Genomic DNA, 20275 nt, shown 5'->3' with positions numbered 1-20275 from the left:
CCACCCTCGACGCGCCCGGCGGGCGCGCCGCCGCACCGCCCGACACCGGCCGGGTGGCGGCGAAGCTCGCGCAGCGGCTCGGCGACCGCAGTGCCGGGGCCTACGTGGACCGGGCGACGAGGAAGCTCGTCGTCACGGTCACCGACGCCGAGGCCGCGCGGACGGTCCGCGCGGCCGGTGCCGTGCCGAAGAGCGTCACGCGCAGCGGCGCGGACCTGAAGAAGGTCATGGCCGCGCTCAAGCGCGACGCGACCGTCCCGGGCACCGCCTGGGCCGTCGACCCGGCCGCCAACCAGGTCGTCCTCACCATGGACGGCACGGTCAGGGGAGCCGGGCTCAGGAAGGTGCGCAGGGCCGCGGCCGAGCAGGGCGCGGCCGTGCGCACCACGCGGGTCGCGGGAACGTTCCGCATGTTCACCGCGGGCGGCGACCCGATCTACACCGGCGGCGCCCGCTGCTCGCTCGGCTTCAACGTCAGGAAGGGAGGCGAGTACTACTTCCTGACGGCGGGGCACTGCACCGAGGCGGGCTCCACGTGGACCGACGGGTCGGGGGGCACGCTCGGCGGCAATGCCGGCAGCAGCTTCCCCGGCGACGACTACGGCCTCGTCAAGTACGCCTCCGCCCCGGAGGACGCGCGGGGCGGCGTCACGGTCGACGGCGGGTTCCAGGACATCACGGGCGCGGCCGACGCCACGGTCGGCGAGACCGTGACCCGCAGCGGCAGCACCACCGGCGTCCACGACGGGCAGGTCACCGCGCTCGACCAGACGGTGAACTACCAGGAGGGCAGCGTCGGCGGCCTCATCCAGACGACGGTGTGCGCCGAGCCGGGCGACAGCGGCGGCCCGCTGTTCGCCGGGTCGAGCGCGGTCGGGCTGACCTCGGGCGGCAGCGGCGACTGCTCGTCCGGCGGCGTCACGTTCTTCCAGCCCGTGTCCGAGCCGCTGTCGGCGTTCGGGGTCGAGATCTACTAGCCGGCCCTCGGCGGCCCGCCGGAGCTCCCAGGCGGCGGGAGGCCACGCGGGTTTCGGCCCTGGTCCTTTGGCCGTTTCGGCGAAAGGACCGGGGCCGAACCTCGTTCTCGCCCGGCGAGCCGCGGTCGGGCATTGCCGGACTGACCACGCACGCCGCTCCGAGAGTGCCAACGCGAACGTGCCGAATTGGTCACCTTCTGCGTCTTACGCCCGCCTTGACCGTTCTTACACCATGTCGATGACCTCCGGCGCACCACTCGGGTGCGCCCTATCCCCCGTGGAGGCACAAGTGAAGATCCGTCACAGGCGCGTCCGCGCCGCGGCCGTCACCACGGCCGCGGCCGGCCTGGTGGCCACCACCCTGGCCGCCGCTCCCACCGCGTCCGCGTCCCCCGCCGCCCCCGCCGCTCCCGGTGACCTCGCGACGTCCCTGGCGCACCAGCTCGGAACCCGCAGCGCGGGCTCCTACCTCAAGGACGGCAAGCTGGTCGTCACGGTCACCGACGCTCAGGCCGCCCAGACCGTGCGCGCCGCGGGCGCGGTGCCGCGCACCGTCGCGCGCAGCGGCGCGGACCTGAAGAAGGTCGAGGCCGCGCTCAAGCGCGACGCGACCGTCCCGGGCACCGCCTGGGCCGTGGACCCGGCGAGCAACCAGGTCGTCCTCAGCGTGGACAGCACGGTCAAGGGCGCCCGGCTCAAGAAGGTCCGCGCGGCCGCGAGCAGGCAGGGCGCGGCGGTCCGCACCGAGAGCGTCGCCGGCAGGTTCCAGACGCTCACCCGGGGCGGCGAGGCCATCTACACCGGCGGCGCCCGCTGCTCGCTGGGCTTCAACGTCAGGAGGGGAAGCGGCTACGCCTTCATCACGGCCGGGCACTGCACCAACATCGGTTCGACCTGGACCGACAGCTCGGGCCGGACGCTGGGCCGCACCGCCGGCAGCAGCTTCCCCGGCAACGACTACGGCATCGTCACCTACTCCTCGACGCCCACCGACACGCAGGGCTCGGTCAGCCTCTACAGCGGCACCCGCGACATCACCAGCGCGGGGAACGCCTCCGTCGGCCAGACCGTGTACCGCAGTGGCAGCACCACCGGCCTGCACAGCGGTCAGGTCACCGCCCTCAACCAGACGGTGAACTACCAGGAGGGCAGCGTCAGCGGCCTCATCCGCACCACGGTGTGCGCCGAGCCGGGCGACAGCGGCGGCTCCCTGTTCGCCGGGAGCACCGCGCTCGGCCTGACCTCGGGCGGCAGCGGCAACTGCTCCTCGGGCGGGACGACGTTCTTCCAGCCCATCACCGAGCCGCTGTCGGTGTACGGGGCGTCCGTCTACTAGACGACCCCTCAGGAGGCTCCCCCTCAGCGACGGGCCGCCCCCGCCACGGACTCCCGTGGGGGCGGCCCGTCCGCCACGTCAGAGGGCGGGGACCTCCAGGGTCCGCAGCACCTCGGCGATCACGGCGGACCGCTGCTCGGCCAGGTAGAAGTGCCCGCCGGGAAGCACCCGGAGCGCGAACCGGCCGCGGGTGGCGCGCTCCCAGCCGCGGGCCCGCTCCCGGTCCACGTGCGGGTCGGCGTCCCCGATGATCGCGGTCACCGGGACGGTCAGCGGCGGCTCGGGCCGGTGCGCGTACCGCTCGATCAGCGTGAAGTCGTTGCGGACGTACGGCAGGACGAGCTCGCGCAGCTCCGGCTCCGCGAGCAGTTCCGCGTCGGTTCCTCCGAGACCCACCAGCTCGGCGACGAGGCCGTCGTCGTCCTTGTCGCCGACGCGCTCGTCGCCCCGGTCGTCGGGCGGGCGGGCCCCCGAGGCGAACACGTGCACGGGAGCGGCGCCCCGCTCCTCCAGCAGCCGGGCCACCTCGTAGGCGAGGACGGCGCCCATGCTGTGGCCGAACAGCGCGGCGGGGCGGTCCGTCAGCGGCGCCATCGCGCCGGCGATGAGGCGGGCGAGCTGCCGGGCGTCGGTGACGAACGCGTCCGCCATCCGGTCGGCGCGCCCCGGGTACTGGACGGCCTGGACCTCGACGGCTGGGCCGGCCTCCTTGGCCCACGACCGGTAGAACACCGCCGACCCGCCCGCGTGCGGCAGGCAGAACAGCCGCATCGACGCCCAGGGGCGCGGCTCGGGGCAGCGGAACCAGGTCACGTGATCAACTCCTCCTCCTCGTGTCTGCGGGACTCCGCGCGGGGGTCGCCCGGCAGCGGCCACGGCGCGACCCGCGGGTCCGGCACGAGCTTCGGCGCGGTGCTCTCCGCCGCCACCTTAAAGCCCCGCCTCCGGTAGTTGGCGATGGCGTTCGGGTGGTCGAGGCTGCTGGTGCGCAGCCACACGCGCGTCGCGGGCCCGCCGGCGAGCGCCCACAGCTCGCCGCGCTGCCAGGCGCGGCGGGTGCACTGCTCGACGAGGTAGCCGCCGTAGCCGCGCCCGACGAACGCGGGGGTGAGCCCCACCAGGTGGATCTCGGTGTCGCCGCGGGGCTGCGCCTCGATCTCGAAGAAGCCCGCGATCGTGCCCTCGGCCATGGCGATCCAGGTGGACAGCTCCGGGCGCTCCACCCAGGCCCGCCACTGCTCGTACGTCCACGGGAAGCGGTCGGTCCAGCAGACGCGGGCGCCGACGGTCGCGTAGAGGGCGCGGCTGACGTCCGGGGACGGCAGCCCGGCGAGGGTGAACGTCATCTCGACGCCCGGTAGCGGTGCGGGCCGCAGGTCGGCGGCGTCCAGCATCTCCATCTCCCACTCGGTGACCGAGGGGATCCGCAGACGCCCGGTCTCCGGCGGCCTCCAGCCCGCCTCACTCACCCATGGCCTCGACGAGGCTCTTCGGCCGCATGTCCGTCCAGTTCTCGTCGACGTAGTCGAGGCACGCCTGGCGGGTGTCCTCGTCCTTGGCCACCGTCCAGCCAGCGGGGACCTCGGCGAAGGACGGCCACAGGGAGTGCTGGCCCTCGTCGTTGACGAGCACGAGGTAGGTGCCGTCCGGGTCCTCGAAGGGGTTCGACATGGTGTTCCTTTCCGTGCCTGCTTCAGCGATCCCGCGTTCCGCTGTGGAGTTTGTCGAGCTTTGCGGCCAGGACGGCGCCCATCTCTGCGGCCGGGCCCGGGTCCATGAGCAGGTGGTGCTCGGTGTCGACCGGGTAGTCCTCGATCTCGCCGTCCACGAGCGGCCCCCAGTTGGACGGCCCGGTGGGCGACTGCGCGGTGCGGCCCCGCTGGGCGGTGAAGAACACCACGTCGCCGCGGAACCGTCCCGGCCGGTACTCCCCGGCCTGCCGGAGCCCGTTCTCGTAGTTGCGGTAGACGTTGACCAGGTCGTCCTCGCCGAGGGTGGCGAGGGCGTCGTCGCGGTCGGCGAGGATCCCCATGATCTGCTCCATGTCGGGGTTTCCGTCCGGGGCGATCGCCCTGGCGTCGACGCCGATGCCCTGCAGCAGCTCGGGCAGGATCTCCCGCTCGTCCCCCGCGAGGTCCTGGCCGTGGTAGGAGTCGATGAGCGCGAGGAGCCCGACGGTCTCGCCCTCGGCCTGGAGCCGGACGGCCATCTCGTAGGCGACGAGGCCGCCGAGGGACCAGCCCGCGAGGTGGTAGGGCCCGGACGGCCGCACCGACCTGATCTGCTCCAGGTAGTCCCCGGCCATCTCCGCCACCGACTCCGGCAGCTCGGACCGCGTGAACGCGCGGGCCTGCAGCCCGTAGACGGGCTGGTCCGGCCCGAGGTGCCGCTGGAACTGCAGGTAGGGCCAGGCGAGGCCGCCGGCCGGGTGGACGAAGAACACCGACGGGCGGGACCCGCGCGTCCGGATCGGGAGCAGCACCTCGAAGCCGATCCGGTCGCCCGGGTCCCCGGCCCTGGCGAGCGCCTCGACGGTCTGGTGGGTGAACACGTCGCGGGGCGTCAGCTCGACCCCGGCCTGCCGGGCCCGGGTGGAGAGCTTCAGCGCGGCGATGCTGTCGCCGCCGAGGTCGAAGAAGCTGACGTCGGCGGCGACCCGGTCGAGGCCGAGGACGTCCGCGACCAGCCCGCACAGCCGCTCCTCCTCGGGGGTGCGCGGGTCGCGGCCGCCGGCCGCGGCGTAGTCGGGGGCGGGCAGGGCGCGCCGGTCGAGCTTGCCGGTCGGGCCGACGGGGAACGTGTCCAGCCGGACGAACGCGGCGGGCACCATGTACTCCGGCAGCCGTGCCCGGACGAACTCGCGCAGGCCGTCCGTCGGCCGCCTCTCCCCGGCGCTCTCCGGGGTCCCGTCCTCCGGGGAGGCCAGAGCGGGCGCGATGACGTAGGCGACGAGCGCCTTGGCGCCGGACGCCTCCTCGCGGGCGACGACGGCCACGTTGGCGACGCCGGGGTGCGCGGCGATCGCCGCCTCGACCTCGCCCAGCTCGATCCGGAAGCCGCGGATCTTGACCTGGAGGTCGGCGCGGTCGACGTACTCCAGGTTCCCGTCGAGCCGCCACCGCATGAGATCGCCGGTCCGGTACATGCGGTCGCCGGGCGCGCCGAACGGGTCGGCGACGAACCGTTCGGCGGTGAGCGCGGGCCGCCGCAGGTAGCCGCGGGCGACGCCGGCGCCCGCGAGGTAGGCCTCGCCGACGACGCCGGGCGGGACGGGGCGCAGCCCCTGGTCCAGCACGTAGACGCGCATGTCGTCGTAGGGGCGGCCGAGCACCGGCGTGCGCTCCGCCGGGTCGGCGAGGGGCCCGCGCAGCGGCGCGGCGGTCGCGTACGTGGTGGCCTCGGTGGGCCCGTACACGTGGACGAGCTCGGTGTCCGGGCAGGCGGCGAGGACCTTGCGCATCGCGGCGGGCGACCCGGCCTCCCCGCCGGTCAGCACCTCGCGGAGCCGGGCGAAGGCGTGCGGGCGCTCCTCGCCGACGAGGTTGAACAGGGTGGTGGTGAGGAAGGCGGCGGTGACGTCCTCGGTCTCGATGACCTCCTGCAGCGCGGCGGCGTCCAGGTGGCCGGGGGGCGCGATGACGGCCGTGCCGCCGTTCAGCAGCGGCGTCCACAGCTCGTAGGTCGACGCGTCGAACGCGTGCGAGGAGTGGACGAGGACCCGGTCGTGGGCGCCGCCCCGCAGCCGTCCGTCGGTGGCGAGGGCGACGGCGTCGCGGTGCGTCACCATGACGCCCTTCGGCAGGCCGGTGGAACCCGAGGTGAAGAACACGAAGGCGAGCTGGTCCGGGTGGCACGGCACCCCCGGGTCGGTGTCCGGCGCGCCGGCGAGGTCCGGGTCGTCCACGGCGACGATCCGCGCGGCGGCGCCGAGGGCGGCGGCCCGGTCGCGCATGGCGCCGTCGACGACCAGGACGGGCGCGCCGGCCTCGCGGACCGCCCACGCGATCCGCTCCGGCGGCTGGCCGGGGTGGACGGGCGCGTAGGCGCCGCCCGCCTTGAGGACCGCCAGGGACGCGACGGCGACGTCGGCGGACCGTTCGAGCAGGAGGGCGACGCACGTCTCCGGGCCGACGCCCAGTTCGATCAGCCGGTGCGCCAGCCGGTTCGCGCGGGCGTCCAGCTCCGCGTAGGCGATCGGCTCCCCGGCCGCGCGGAGGGCGGTCGCGTCCGGGTTCTTCGCGCACTGCGCGGCGAACCGGCCGGTGAGGGTGCCGGGGGCGCGGTCCGTCCGGGCCCCCTGCCAGTTCCGCAGGACGTCGGCGCGTTCCTCGTCGTCCAGGACCGGGATGCGGCCGAGCGGCAGGTGCGGCCGGTGCGCGACCGCGTCCAGGATGCGCAGGAGGCGCCGCATCAGCCGCTCGGCGTCGTCCCGGCCGAACAGGTCGGGGCGGTGGTCGATGCGCAGGGACAGGCGGCGGCCGGGGACGGCGGCGAACGTCAGCGGGTAGTGGGTGGCGTCGTACCCGTCCACGTCGCGGAGGGTCAGCCCGCCGAGGTCGGCGCCGGCGGCGTCCGGGTCGAACGGGTAGTTCTCCAGGACGGTCATGGTGTCGAACAGCGTCCCGGTGCCCGTGAGGCGCTGGATGTCGGCCAGCCCGAGGTGGTGGTGCGGCATCAGCGCGGCCTGCTCGTCCTGGAGGCGGGCGAGCGCCTCGGCGACGGTGTCGGCGGGGCGGACCCGGACGCGGATCGGCAGCGTGTTGATGAACAGGCCGATCATCTGCTCGACGCCGGGGAGCTCCGGCGGGCGGCCGGAGACGGCCGCCCCGAACACGACGTCGTCCGCGCCGGTGAGGCCGCTGAGCAGCGCCGCCCAGGCGAGCTGCACGACCGTGTTCAGCGTGACGCCCTGGGCGCGGGCGCGCGCGTTGAGCGCGGAGGTGAGCTCCTCGGTGAGGCGGGTGCGGACGCGTCCCGGCGTGCCGTCGCCGGAGTCCGGCTCGGGCGCGCCGGGCGCGACGAGCGTGGGCTCGTGGACGCCGTCGAGGGCGCGGCGCCAGGCGTCCTCGGCGGCGGCGCGGTCCTGCGCGGCGAGCCAGGCCAGGTAGTTCTTGTAGGGGGCGACGCGCGGCATGCCGGTGTCGTCGCCCCCGGCGAGGTAGAGCGCGAACAGCTCGGTCTGCAGGACGGGCGTGGACCAGCCGTCCAGCAGGATGTGGTGGTTGGTGAAGACCATGCGGTGCAGGCCGTCCGCGAGCCTGATGAGCATGAAGCGCAGCAGCGGCGGCCTCGCCATGTCGAACGGGCGGGCGCGTTCGGCGGCGGCCAGTTCGCGGGCCCTGGCCTCGCGTTCGGGTCCGGGCAGGGCCGACAGGTCCTCGTCCTGCCACGGCAGCCGCACCGTGCGCTGGACGACCTGGACCGGTGAGCCCTCCTTGCGCTGCCGGAACCCGGCCCGCAGGTTCGCGTGCCGGCGCAGCAGCGCCGCCGCGGCGGCCTTCAGCGCGTCCGCGTCCAGCGGGCCGTGCAGGTCGAACACGATCTGCGCGGTGTAGACGTCGTGGCCGGAGCCGTAGAGGGCGTGGAAGAACAGCCCCTCCTGCAGCGGGGAGAGCGGGAGGATGTCCTCAAGCTGCGACCTGCTCACTCCAGCTCCCATTCGCCGTCGAGCTCGGCGGCGAGCTCGTCGATCTCGTCCTGGCTGACGTCCACCAGGGAAAGGTCCGACGGGGTGAACCCGCCGACGGGGCCCTCGGCGGCGCCGGCGACGTGCGCGACGAGGCCGCGCAGCGCCGCGTACCAGCGGCCGGCGAGGTCCTCGATCGCGTCGCCGTCGAACAGGTCGCCGGCCCACGTCCACGTCGCGGACAGCTCGGGGCCGCCGGGCAGCTCGCGGGTGTGCGCGTTGACCTCGATCGCGTGGACGAGGCCGAGCGCGGCGTCCTGGCCGGCGCCGAGGGCGTCGCCGTCGGCCTGGCCGGCCGGCCCCCAGTCGGTGGCCTCGGGCGTGGCGGAGCGGCCGAGGTAGTTGAACGCGATCTGCGGGCGGCCGCGCAGCCGCTCGCCGGCCGCCGGGTTGAGGTGGCGGAGCAGCCCGTACCCGATGCCGTTGTCGGGGATCTCGCGGAGCTGCTCCTTGACCCGCTTGAGGGCGGTGCCCACGGCCTGGCCGCCCTCGCGGACGTCGGCTGGCTCGACCAGGCCCGCGTCCAGGCGCACCGGGTAGATGGAGGTGAACCAGCCGGCGGTGCGGGACAGGTCGACGCCGGGGACGATCTCCTCGCGGCCGTGCCCCTCGAGGTCGATGAGGACCGCCGTGTCCTCGGACGCGCCCCGCTCGCGCCGCCATTCGGCGACGGCGAGGGCGAGGCCGGTGAGCAGCACGTCGTTGGCGCGCCCGTGGAACGCGGCGGGCACGTCGGTGAGCAGCGGCCCGGTCACGTCGGCGGGCAGGTCGAGGGTGAGGTGCCGGGCCGTCCCGAAGGTGTCGGCGGCCGGGTCCAGCGGCCGGGCGCCGAGAACGGGGTCGGGGGTGGCGAGGACGTCCTCCCAGAGCGGCAGCTCCGCCGTGCGGGCGGGGTCGGACGCCTCGGCGGCGAGGCGCTGCGCCCAGCGGCGGAACGAGGTCGGGACGGGGTCGAGACCGCCCCCGGCCCAGGCCGTGACCAGGTCGGGCAGGAGGATCCGCCACGAGACGCCGTCCACGGCCAGGTGGTGGACGGTGAGCAGGAGCCGCCCGGACGCGGCGGGCCCCGCGTCGAACCAGACGAGCCGCGCCATGGTCCCGGCGGCCGGGTCGAGGGCGCGGCGGGCGACCTCGGCCTCGGCGGCGAGCACGGCGCGCAGGTCCGCGGCGGCGAGCCCGGCGACGTCCACGCGGCGGACGAGGGGCGCGGCGTCGACGGCGCCGGGCTCGGCGACCTCGAACTCGGCGCCGTCCACGCGCAGGCGGAGCATGTCGTGGTGGTCCAGGAGCGTCTGGAGCGCGGCGGTCAGCCGCTCCGTGCCGAGGTCCGGCGGGACCTGGAGCAGCATGCGCTGGCTGTAGCCGTCGACGGGGCCGTGCAGCTCCTGGAACCAGCGCATGATCGGGGTGGCGGGGACGCGGCCGATGCCCGCGCCCGGCGCCTCCGCCTCGGTCTGCTCACCCTCGCCGACCGGCTTGGCGGTGGCGGCGAGTTCTTCGACGGTCTGGTGCTGGAAGACCTCGCGGGGCGTGATGACCAGGCCGGACTGGCGGGCGCGGGAGACGAGCTGGATCGCGATGATGGAGTCGCCGCCCAGGTCGAAGAACCCGTCGTCGATCCCGACCCGCTCCAACCCCAGGACTTCGGCGAACAGGCGCGCGAATGTCTCCTCCTGCTCGGTGCGCGGCGCCCGCGACGACACCTTCGCCCCGAAATCGGGGGCGGGGAGCGCCTTGCGGTCCAGCTTGCCGTTCGAGGTCAGCGGCAGAGCGTCCAGCTCCACGACGGCCGCCGGAACCATGTGGTCGGGCAGGGCCTTCGCGGCGAAGCGGCGCAGCTCGGCGGTGTCGGCTCCGGGCGCGACGACGTAGGCGATGAGGCGGTCGTCGCGGACCACGACGGCGGCGTCGCGGACGTCCTCGTGCCTGGTCAGGACGGCCTGGATCTCGCCCGGTTCGATCCGGAAGCCGCGCAGCTGCACCTGCTGGTCGCCGCGCCCGAGGTAGTCGAGGGTCCCGTCGGTGCGCCAGCGGCCGAGGTCGCCCGTGCGGTACATGCGGGTGCCGGGCTTCCCGTGCGGGTCGGCGACGAACCGCTCGGCGGACAGGCCAGGACGGTTCAGATACCCGCGCGCCAGGCCCGGCCCCGCGACGTACAACTCGCCGACGACGCCGGGCGGGACCGGCTGGAGACGGCCGTCCAGGACGTAGACGCGCAGGTCCGGAATGCCGACGCCGATGAGGCTCCCCGCCGCCGTGGCCGCGTGGACGGGGTCGAGGGCGAGGTAGGAGACGTGCACGGTGGTCTCGGTGATCCCGTACATGTTGACCAGGACGGGGGCGTCCTCCGGGTGCCGGGAGTACCAGTCCTCCAGGCGTCCCAGGTCGAGTGCCTCACCGCCGAAGACGATGTAGCGCAGAGCGAGGTCCCTGCCCGGGTTCTGCTTGTCGGCCGCCATCAACTGGTAGAAGGCCGACGGGGTCTGGTTGAGGACGGTGACCTTCTCGGCCGCGAGCAAGTCCAGGAAGTCGTCCGGCGAACGGGACGTCAGGTAGGGGACGACGACGAGCCTGCCGCCGTACAGCAGGGAACCCCACAGCTCCCACACTGAGAAGTCGAACGCATACGAATGGAACAGCGTCCAGACGTCCTGCGGACCGAAGTCGAACCACTCCTCGGTCGAACGCAGCAACCGCACCACGTTCTGATGCGGAACCACCACACCCTTCGGACGCCCCGTCGAACCCGACGTGTAGATCACGTAAGCCGGATGGTCGGGGTCGATGGCGAGACCGAGGTCGGTAGCGGGAAGACCCGGGTCGTCCAGCCCCTCCAAGTCCTCCGGACGCAAGGTCGCGGCAGGACGAGCGTCTTCGAGCATGGAGGCGATGCGGTCCTGCGGGTAGTCCGGATCGATCGGGAGGTAAGCCGCCCCCGCCTTGAGCACTCCGAGGATCGCCACCACCAGCTCCGCCGAACGCGGCAGAGCCAAAGCCACGAACTGCTCAGGCCCCACCCCCTGCTCCACCAGCCGCCGAGCCAGACGATTCGCCCTCGCGTTCACCTCCCCATACGTCCACGACACACCCTCGAACGACACCGCCACAGCACCCGGACGAACCGCCGCCTGCGCCTCGAACAGCGCGGGGATCGTCGTGCGCGGGGCCTCGCCGCCCCTGCCGCCCGCCCAGCGGCGCAGCAGCGTGCGCCGTTCGCCGCGGTCGAGGATCTCGGCGGTGGTGACGGGCGCGTCGGGGTCGGCGACCAGTTCGCGGACGAGGCGCTCGAACCGCCGGGCGATCGCCTCGGCGGTGGCGGGGTCGAAGAGGTCGAGGGCGTATTCGAGGCCGGCCTCGATGCCGCCGGGCGCGCCGTCGGCGCCGTGGCGCTCCTCCAGGTAGAGGGACAGGTCGTACTTGGCGGTGCCCGCCGCCAGGGGCTCGGCGCCGCCGGTCAGGCCGTCCAGTTCGAGCCGCGCCTCGGGGTTGTTCTGGAAGGACAGGACGACCTGGAACAGCGGGTGCCGCGCCATCGACCGCGCCGGGTTGAGCACCTCGACGAGCCGCTCGAACGGCAGGTCCTGGTGGGCGTAGGCGGCGAGGTCGGTCTCCTTCACCCGGGCGACCAGCTCCCGGAACGACGGGTCCCCGGAGGTGTCGGTGCGCAGGACGAGCATGTTGACGAACATGCCGACCAGGTCGTCCAGCGCCTCGTCGGTCCGGCCCGCGATCGGCGACCCGACCGGCACGTCCGTCCCCGCTCCCAGCCGCGTCAGCAGCGCCGCGAACGCCGCCTGCATGACCATGAAGAGTGTCGCGCCGCTCTGCCGGGCGAGGGCCAGGAGTTCGGCGTGGAGTTCGGCGTCCAGCTCGAACGCGTACGTTCCGCCCCGGTAGGACGCCTGCGCCGGGCGCGGCCGGTCGGCCGGCAGCGACAACTCCTCCGGCAACCCCGCCAACGCCTCACGCCAGTAACCGATCTGCTGCGAGATCAAGCTGCCCGGATCATCCTCCGAACCGAACAACTCCCGCTGCCAGAGCGTGTAGTCCGCATACTGCACGGGCAACGGCGACCACTGCGGCTCCCGACCCTCCGCACGCGCCGCGTAAGCGAGGATCACGTCCCGGGCCAGCGGCGCCATCGACCAGCCGTCCGCCGCGATGTGGTGTAGGACGAGCATGAGGACGTGCGCGCCGCCGCCGAGGGCGAACAGGCGGGCGCGCAGCGGCGGCTCCACCGACAGGTCGAAGCCCTGCCCGACCGTCGCGGCCAGCGCCGCGGGCAGCGCGCTCTCCTCCACCTCCGCGACGTCGAGGCGGGGGCGGGCGTCGGCGGGGTCGAGGACGAGCTGCCGGGCGGTCCCCGACCGGTCGGGGAAGATCGTGCGGAGGGGCTCGTGGCGCGCCGCGACGTCGGCCAGCGCGGCGCGCAGCGCGGCGAGGTCGAGCGCGCCGTCCAGGCGCAGCGCGATCGGCATGTTGAACGCCGCGGGGGCGCCCTCGAACCGGTTGAGGAACCAGAGCCGCTGCTGCGCGTACGACAGCGGGACGACGTCCGGACGCTCGGCGCGCACCAGCGGCGGGCGGACGTCCCCGTCCGCCTCGGCGAGCCGTCCGGCGAGGCCCGCCGCGGTGGGCGCCTCGAACAGCGCCCGGACGGGCAGCTCGGCGCCGAGCGCGGAGCGGATCCGGCTGACGAGGCGGGTCGCGGTGAGGGAGTCGCCGCCGAGGTCGAAGAAGCCGTCGTCCACGCCGACCCTCGGCACCCCGAGGACCTCGGCGAACAGGCCGCAGAGGATCTCCTCCCGGGGCGAGCGCGGCGCGCGGCCGGCGGCGGCGCCGGCGTCGGGCGCGGGCAGCGCGGCCCGGTCGAGCTTGCCGTTCACGGTGAGCGGCAGCGCGTCCAGGACGGTGAACGAGGGGACCATGTAGTCGGGGAGCCGCTCGGCCGCGTACCGCCGGACGGCGGCGGCGTCGGCGTCGGGCCCGACGAGGTAGGCGGCGAGGCGCCGGTCGCCCGGGCGGTCCTCGCGGACGACGACGGCGGCCCGCGCGACGCCGGGGCATCCGGCGAGGACGTTCTCGATCTCCCCCGGCTCCACCCGGAAGCCGCGGATCTTCACCTGGTCGTCGGCGCGGCCGAGGTACTCGACCGTCCCGTCCGGCCGCCACCGGGCGAGGTCCCCGGTGCGGTACATGCGGTCGCCGGGCGCGCCGAACGGGTCGGCGACGAAGCGCTCGGCGGACAGGCCGGGCCGGTCGTGGTAGCCGCGCGCGAGCTGCGCGCCCGCGAGGTACAGCTCGCCGGGGACGCCGGCCGGGACGGGCTGGAGCGCGCGGTCGAGCACGTAGGCCCGGGTGCCCCGCTGGGGCGCGCCGACGGTCGGGCGGTCGCTGTCGGCGACCGCCGCGTTCATGGTGTCGACGGTCGACTCGGTGGGCCCGTAGAAGTTGCGGGCGGTGAGGCCGGGGACGGCCCGCAGCTCCGTCCACAGGCTCTCGCTGATCGCCTCGCCGCCGAGGAGGAGCTGCGAGGGCCGGTGCCGGCCGTCGGCGTCCAGCAGCCCCGCCTCGCGGAGCGAGGTGAAGTGCGACGGGGTGGTGTTCACCAGGTCGATCCGCGCGCGCGCAACGTACGCGGTGTAGGCCTCCACGTCGCGGCGGGTCTCGTCGTCGATGAGGTGCAGCTCGTGGCCGTACATCATCCACAGCAGGCCCATCCAGGACGTGTCGAACGAGAACGACGCCAGGTGGGCGAACCGCATCCGGCGGCCGCCGGCGGACTCGACGAGCGGGTCGAAGAACGCGTCCCGGTGGGCCTCGAAGTAGTTGAGCACGCCCGAGTGCGGGACGGTCACGCCCTTGGGGCGTCCGGTGGATCCCGACGTGTAGATGACGTAGGCGGCGTTGTCCGCCCGGAGGCTCCGGACCCGCTCCCCGTCGGCGGGGTCGTGGGAGGGCCGGCCCGCGGCGTCCGGGAAGTCGCCGGCGGTGATGGTCAGCACCGGGCGGCAGTCGTCCAGCGTGGAGGCGACGCGATCGGCCGGGTACTCGGGGTCGACGGGCACGTACGCGGCGCCCGCCTTCAGGACCCCGAGGATCGCGACGACGATCTCGGGGGTGCGCGGCAGGACGAGCGCGACGCGGTCCTCGGGGCCGACGCCCCGCGCGATCAGCTCGTGCGCGAGGCGGTTGGCGCGCGCGTTCAGCTCGGCGTAGGTCAGCCGGGCGTCGCCGCAGACGAGGGCGGTCTCGTCCGGGGTGCGGGCGGCCTGGGCCTCGAACAGGGCCGCGAGGGTGCCCGACGGAGCGTCGGCGGCGGTGTCGTTCCAGGCGGTGTCGTTCCAGGCGGCGAGGTTCGCTCGTTCGGCGCCGTCCGCGAGGTCCACCGCGCCGATCATCTGGTCCGCGTCCTCGGCGAACGCCTCCAGGAAGCGGCGGACGCGCGCGAGCAGCGCCTCCACGGCGGGCGCCTCGAAGACGTCGGGCCGGTAGTGCAGGCGGAGCGAGAGGCTCTCGCCCGGGACGGCGACGAAGGACAGGGGGAAGTGGGTGGCGTCGTAGGAGTCGGCCCCGGCGATGCGGACGCCGTTGAGGGAGCCGTCCATCGAGGACGGGTCGAACGGGTAGTTCTCCAGCACCGTCATCGTGTCGAACAGCGCGCCGCCGTGGCCCGCCGCCCGCTGGATGTCGGTGAGGCCGAGATGGTGGTGGGCGAGCAGCTCGGTCTGCTCGTCCTGGAGCCGCTCCATCAGCGCGCCGAGCGGCTCGTCCAGCCGGTACCGGACGCGGACCGGCAGCGTGTTGATGAAGAGGCCGATCATCTGCTCGATGCCCGGCAGCTCGGGGGGACGGCCGGAGACGGTCGCGCCGAACACCACGTCCCCCCTGCCGAGGAGCCGTCCGAGGACGAGTCCCCAGGCGCCCTGCAGGACGGTGCTCAGCGTGACGCCGTGGCGGCGGGCGGCGCGGGTGAGGCGGCGGGTGGCGCGCTCGTCCAGCGCGGTGGTCGTGCGCTCGGGCGGTTCGGGCGCGCGGGCGGCGGCCGCGGGAGCGACGAGTCCGGGCTCCTCCACGCCGTCCAGCGCGCGGCGCCAGGCGTCCTCGGCGGCCGCGCGGTCCTGGCGGGAGAGCCAGGCCAGGTAGTTCTTGTAGGGGGTGACGCGGGGCATCCCGGCGTCGTGGCCGCCCTGCATGTACAGCAGGAACAGCTCGGTCACCATGATCGGCGTGGACCAGCCGTCCAGCAGGATGTGGTGGTTGGTGAAGATCAGCCGATACCGCTCGGGGCCCATGCGGACGAGGACGAACCGCAGCAGCGGCGGCGCGGTCATGTCGAAGCCGCGCGCCCGTTCCCGCAGCACGACGGCGTCGGCCCCGGCGCCGTCGGCGGCGATCTCCTCCCACGGCAGCGCGACGGTGCGCGGCACGACCTGCACGGGCCGCGACAGGTCCTCGTGCCAGAACGCGGCGCGCAGGTTGGGATGGCGGCGCAGCAGCGTCTCGGCTGCGGTCCGCAGCGCGGCGACGTCGAGGGGGCCCTCCAGGTCCAGGACGAGCTGGGCCGTGTAGACGTCGCCGTCGCCGGCGTCGAAGAGGGCGTGGAAGAAGAAGCCCTGCTGCAGCGGCGACAGCGGCAGGATGTCCTCGAGGTCGCCCCGGTTCACTTCTTCTGCCTCCACGCGGTCTGCAGCTTGTCGATCTCGCCCTGGTCCAGCTCCACCAGCAGGTCGGACGGGGTGAACCCGCCGGCCGCGCCGCCGGCGACGTCCGCGACGAGGCCGCGCAGCGCCGCGAACCAGCCCTCGGCCAGCTCCCGGACGTCGGCGGAGTCCAGCAGCCCGCCGGGCCATGTCCAGGTCGCCGACAGCACCGGGCCCGCGGGCAGGTCCCGGGTGAGGGCGTTGACCTCCAGGGCGTGCGCCATCGGCATGAGGGGGTCCTCCCCGGCGGGCAGCTCCTCGGGCGCGAGCGTCCAGTCCCCGCCGTCGCCGCCGTCCGCGATCCGGCCGAGGTAGTTGAACGCGATCTGCGCCCGCGGGACCTCGGCGAGCTCCTCGTCGCCGTCCACGTGGCGCAGCAGGCCGTAGCCGAGGACGTCCGGGACGGCGCGCAGCTGCTCCTTGACCTTCTTGACGGCCGCGCCGCCGGTCGCGCCCCCCGCGTCCAGCCGGACGGGGTGGATCGAGGTGAACCAGCCGGCCGTGCGCGAGACGTCCACGCCCGGCACGGAGTCCTCGCGGCCGTGGCCTTCGAGGTCGACCAGCACGCCGGTGCCGCGCCCGCCGCGGCGCCTGCGCCACTGGGCGACGGCGAGGGCGAGGCCGGTGAGCAGCACGTCGTTGGCGCGCCCGTGGAACGCGGCCGGGACCTCGGTGAGCAGGGGCCCGGTCACGTCGGCGGGCAGGTCGAGGGTGAGGGAGCGGGCGCGGGCCGCGATGTCCGCGCGCGGGTCGAGCGGGCGGTCCGCGAGCTTCTGCGGCGGGCCGTCGACGATGTCGAGCCAGTCCTCCAGGTCCTGTGCGCTCCGCTCGGCGGCGGTGAGCTTCTGCGCCCAGCGGCGGAAGGACGTCCCGACCGGCTGGAGTTCTCCCCCGGCCCAGGCGGTGACGAGGTCGGGCAGGAGGATGCGCCAGGTCACGCCGTCCACGACCAGGTGGTGCAGGACGACGAGGAGGCGTCCCTGCTCGCGGTCGGCGTCGAACCAGACGAGCTGCGCGACCGTCCCGGCGGCCGGGTCGAGGCGGTCGCGGGCGGCGGCGGCCTGCTCGGCGACGACCGCCTGGACCTTGTCGCCGTCCAGTCCCGCGACGTCGACGCGGGTGACGAGGGCGGCGGCGTCGACCGAGCCCGGCGGGCGGACGACCGGCCGCCACCGGCCGCCGCCGGTGTCGAGGCGCAGGCGCAGGACGTCGTGGTGGTCGAGCAGGACCGCCAGCGCGGCGGCCAGCCGCTCCGCGCCGAGGCCGGGCGGGGTGCGCAGCAGCATCGCCTGGTGGAATCCGCTGATCAGCGACGCGTCGCCGCCCACCCGGTCGCGCAGCCAGGCGATGATCGGTGTGAGGGGGACGGGCCCGACCCCGGCGCCCGGCGCCTCCGCCTCGATCTCCTTGCCCTCGCCGACCGGTTCGGCGGTGGCGGCGAGCTCTTCGACGGTCTGGTGCTGGAAGACCTCGCGGGGCGTGATGACCAGGCCGGACTGGCGGGCGCGGGAGACGAGCTGGATCGCGATGATGGAGTCGCCGCCCAGATCGAAGAACCCGTCGTCGATCCCGACCCGCTCCAACCCCAGAACCTCGGCGAACAGGCGCGCGAGCGTCTCCTCCTGCTCGGTGCGCGGCGCCCGCGACGACACCTTCGCCCCGAAGTCCGGCGCAGGAAGCGCTTTGCGGTCCAGCTTGCCGTTCGAGGTCAGCGGCAGAGCGTCCAGCTCCACGACGGCCGCCGGAACCATGTAGTCGGGCAGTTCTCTGCCGACGAACCGGCGCAGCTCGGCGGCATCGGCTCCGCTGCCCGCCACGTAGGCGACGAGCCGGTCGTCCCGGACGATCACAGCGGCGTCCGTGACCGCCTCGTGGCGGACCAGCGCCGACTCGATCTCGCCCGGCTCGATCCGGAAGCCGCGCAGCTGCACCTGCCGGTCGCCGCGCCCGAGGTATTCGAGACGGCCTCCGGCCAGCCACCGGCCCACGTCGCCCGTCCGGTACATGCGGGTGCCTGGCTCGCCGTGCGGGTCGGCGACGAACCGCTCGGCGGACAGGCCGGGACGGTTCAGGTACCCGCGCGCCAGACCCGGCCCCGCGACGTACAACTCGCCGACGACACCGGGCGGGACCGGCTGGAGACGGCCGTCCAGGACGTAGACGCGCAGGTCCGGAATGCCGACACCGATGACGCTGCCAGGCGCGGTCGCCGCATAGGCGCGGTCCAGCGCCACGTACGAGACGTGCACGGTCGTCTCGGTGATCCCGTACATGTTGACCAGGACCGGCGCGTTCTCGTCATGGCGGGAGTACCAGTCCTCCAGGCGCCCCAGGTCGAGCGCCTCACCGCCGAAGACGATGTAGCGCAGAGCGAGGTCCCTGCCCGGGTTCTGCTTATCGGCCGCCATCAACTGGTAGAAGGCCGACGGGGTCTGGTTGAGGACCGTCACCCGCTCCCTCTCCAGGAGAGCGAGGAAGTCGTCCGGCGAACGCGAGGTCAGGTAGGGAACGACGACGAGCCTGCCCCCGTAGAGCAGCGCACCCCACAGCTCCCACACCGAGAAGTCGAACGCATAGGAGTGGAACAGGGTCCAGACGTCCTGCGGACCGAAGTCGAACCACTCCTCGGTCGAACGCAGCAACCGCACCACATTCTGGTGCGGAACCACCACACCCTTCGGACGCCCCGTCGAACCCGACGTGTAGATCACGTACGCGGGGTGGTCCGGGGAGATCGTGATGCCGAGGTCGCCGTCGTCGTACCCGGACGCGTCCAGATCGGCGAGGTCCTCGGGGCGCAAGGTCAGGACCGGGTGGGCGTCTTCGAGCATGGAGGCGATGCGGTCCTGCGGGTAGTCCGGATCGATCGGGACGTAGGCCGCCCCCGCCTTGAGCACTCCGAGGATCGCCACCACCAGCTCCGCCGAACGCGGCAGAGCCAAGGCCACGAACTGCTCAGGCCCCGCACCCTTCTCCACCAGCCGCCGAGCCAGACGATTCGCCCTCGCGTTCACCTCCCCATACGTCCACGACACACCCTCGAACGACACCGCCACCGCACCCGGACGAACCGCCGCCTGCGCCTCGAACAGCGCGGGGATCGTGGCCCGTCCGGCAGGGCGCGCCGATCCGCCCGCCCAGTCGCCGAGGACCAGCGAGCGCTCCCGCGGCGACAGGACGTCGGGGGCGCCGATGGGGGCGTCGGGGTCGGCGAGCAGCGACTCCAGGTACCGCTCGAACCGCTCGACGAGGCCGCGCGCGGTGGCCGGGTCGTAGAGGTCGAGCGCGTACTCCAGCTCGCCGTCGAGCCCGTCCTCCCGCTCGGTGAGGATCATCAGGAGGTCGAAGCGGGACACCCCGGCGGTGAGCGGTTCCACCTCGGCGGCGAAGCCGGGCATCTCCAGCCGCGCCGCCGGGTTGTTCTGGAACGTCAGCCCGACCTGGAACAGCGGGTGGCGGGCGAGGTGACGGGGCGGGTTGAGCACCTCGACGAGCCGCTCGAACGGGACGTCCTGGTGGGCGTAGGCGGCGAGGTCGGTCTCCTTCACCCGGGCGACCAGCTCCCGGAACGACGGGTCCCCGGAGGTGTCGGTGCGGAAGACGAGCATGTTGACGAACATGCCGACCAGGTCGTCCAGCGCCTCGTCGGTCCGGCCCGCGATCGGCGACCCGACCGGCACGTCCGTCCCCGCGCCCAGCCGCGTCAGCAGCGCCGCGAACGCCGCCTGCGCGACCATGAACGGGCTGGCGCCGGTCTCCTGCGCGATCTTCTGCAGGCCCGCGCGGATTCCGGCGCCGAGCCGGAACCTGGCGGTCCCGCCCCGGTAGGACGCCTGCGCCGGGCGCGGCCGGTCGGCCGGCAGCGACAACTCCTCCGGCAACCCCGCCAACGCCTCACGCCAGTAACCGATCTGCTGCGAGATCAAGCTGCCCGGATCATCCTCCGAACCGAACAACTCCCGCTGCCAGAGCGTGTAGTCCGCATACTGCACGGGCAACGGCGACCACTGCGGCTCCCGACCCTCCGCACGCGCCGCGTAAGCGAGGATCACATCCCGGGCCAGCGGCGCCATCGACCAGCCGTCCGCCGCGATGTGGTGCATCAGCAGCAGCACGACGTGGTCCCGCGGCCCGACCCGGAACAGGTGGGCGCGCAGCGGCGGTTCGGCGGAGATGTCGAACGCGTACCCGGCGGCCATGGCGAGCCGCGCCGGCAGCTCCGCCTCGGTGGTGTCGGTGATCACCAGCTCGGGCCGCGCCGCGGCCGCGTCCAGGATGAGCTGGCGCGGCACTCCCCCGCTGTCGGGCAGAACGGTGCGGAGCGACTCGTGCCGCTCGACGAGGTCGCCGACGGCGGCGCGGAGCGCCTCCACGTCCAGCGGGCCGCGGATGCGCAGCGCGGTCGGCATGTTGTAGGTGGCGGACGGTCCCTCGAACCGGTTGAGGAACCAGAGCCGCTGCTGCGCGTAGGACGTGGGGATCACGTCCGGGCGTTCGCGCCGCTCCAGCGCGGGGCGCGCGGGCGCGGCGCCGCGCCCGAGCAGGGCGGCGAGCGCGGCGACGGTCGGCGCCT

At 74.3% G+C, this 20275-nt stretch carries 8 protein-coding genes; 2 read left to right on the top strand and 6 right to left on the bottom strand.

Going from position 1 to position 20275, the window contains the following annotated elements; all coding sequences use genetic code 11:
* A partial coding sequence (locus ABWI04_RS34995) for a S1 family peptidase (RefSeq protein WP_353835085.1) occupies positions 1–977 on the top strand: 977 nt, incomplete at its 5' end.
* 289 nt (positions 978–1266) lie between these two features.
* The gene (locus ABWI04_RS34990) at positions 1267–2313 is read left to right on the top strand and encodes a S1 family peptidase (protein ID WP_345187574.1); all 1047 of its coding nucleotides are present in this window, start codon (positions 1267–1269) and stop codon (positions 2311–2313) included.
* A gap of 78 nt (positions 2314–2391) precedes the next feature.
* Here ABWI04_RS34990 and ABWI04_RS34985 read toward each other — a convergent pair whose 3' ends face one another.
* The 6 genes from ABWI04_RS34985 to ABWI04_RS34960 form a co-directional block, all read right to left on the bottom strand.
* Positions 2392–3126 (bottom strand): thioesterase II family protein, encoded by a 735-nt coding sequence (locus ABWI04_RS34985; protein WP_345187576.1) that lies wholly within the window; start codon positions 3124–3126, stop codon positions 2392–2394.
* Complete coding sequence (locus ABWI04_RS34980) at positions 3123–3782, bottom strand: GNAT family N-acetyltransferase (RefSeq protein WP_353835084.1); 660 nt, start codon at positions 3780–3782, stop codon at positions 3123–3125. Before ABWI04_RS34980 ends, ABWI04_RS34985 begins: the two co-directional genes overlap by 4 nt.
* Positions 3775–3984 (bottom strand): MbtH family protein, encoded by a 210-nt coding sequence (locus tag ABWI04_RS34975; RefSeq protein WP_345187580.1) that lies wholly within the window; start codon positions 3982–3984, stop codon positions 3775–3777. Before ABWI04_RS34975 ends, ABWI04_RS34980 begins: the two co-directional genes overlap by 8 nt.
* A 22-nt stretch (positions 3985–4006) precedes the next feature.
* Positions 4007–7960 carry a non-ribosomal peptide synthetase gene (locus ABWI04_RS34970; RefSeq protein ID WP_353835083.1) on the bottom strand — a complete coding sequence of 1318 codons (3954 nt, stop codon included), beginning with the start codon at positions 7958–7960 and terminating at the stop codon, positions 4007–4009.
* Positions 7957–15681 (bottom strand): non-ribosomal peptide synthetase, encoded by a 7725-nt coding sequence (locus tag ABWI04_RS34965; protein WP_353835082.1) that lies wholly within the window; start codon positions 15679–15681, stop codon positions 7957–7959. Before ABWI04_RS34965 ends, ABWI04_RS34970 begins: the two co-directional genes overlap by 4 nt.
* A partial coding sequence (locus ABWI04_RS34960; RefSeq protein WP_353835081.1) for a non-ribosomal peptide synthetase occupies positions 15663–20275 on the bottom strand: 4613 nt, incomplete at its 5' end. The genes ABWI04_RS34965 and ABWI04_RS34960, both read right to left, overlap by 19 nt.

It is taken from the genome of Actinomadura sp. NPDC000929, from assembly GCF_040492065.1.
GTDB classification, from domain to species: domain Bacteria; phylum Actinomycetota; class Actinomycetes; order Streptosporangiales; family Streptosporangiaceae; genus Spirillospora; species Spirillospora verrucosospora.
Note: the sequence above shows the minus strand (reverse complement) of the source record. Positions and strands in the feature narration are given on the sequence as shown.

Bases quoted from the DNA above. Each gene is read 5' to 3' on its own strand.
- ABWI04_RS34975 (WP_345187580.1), bottom strand. From the start codon at position 3,984: ATGTCGAACCCCTTCGAGGACCCGGACGGCACCTACCTCGTGCTCGTC.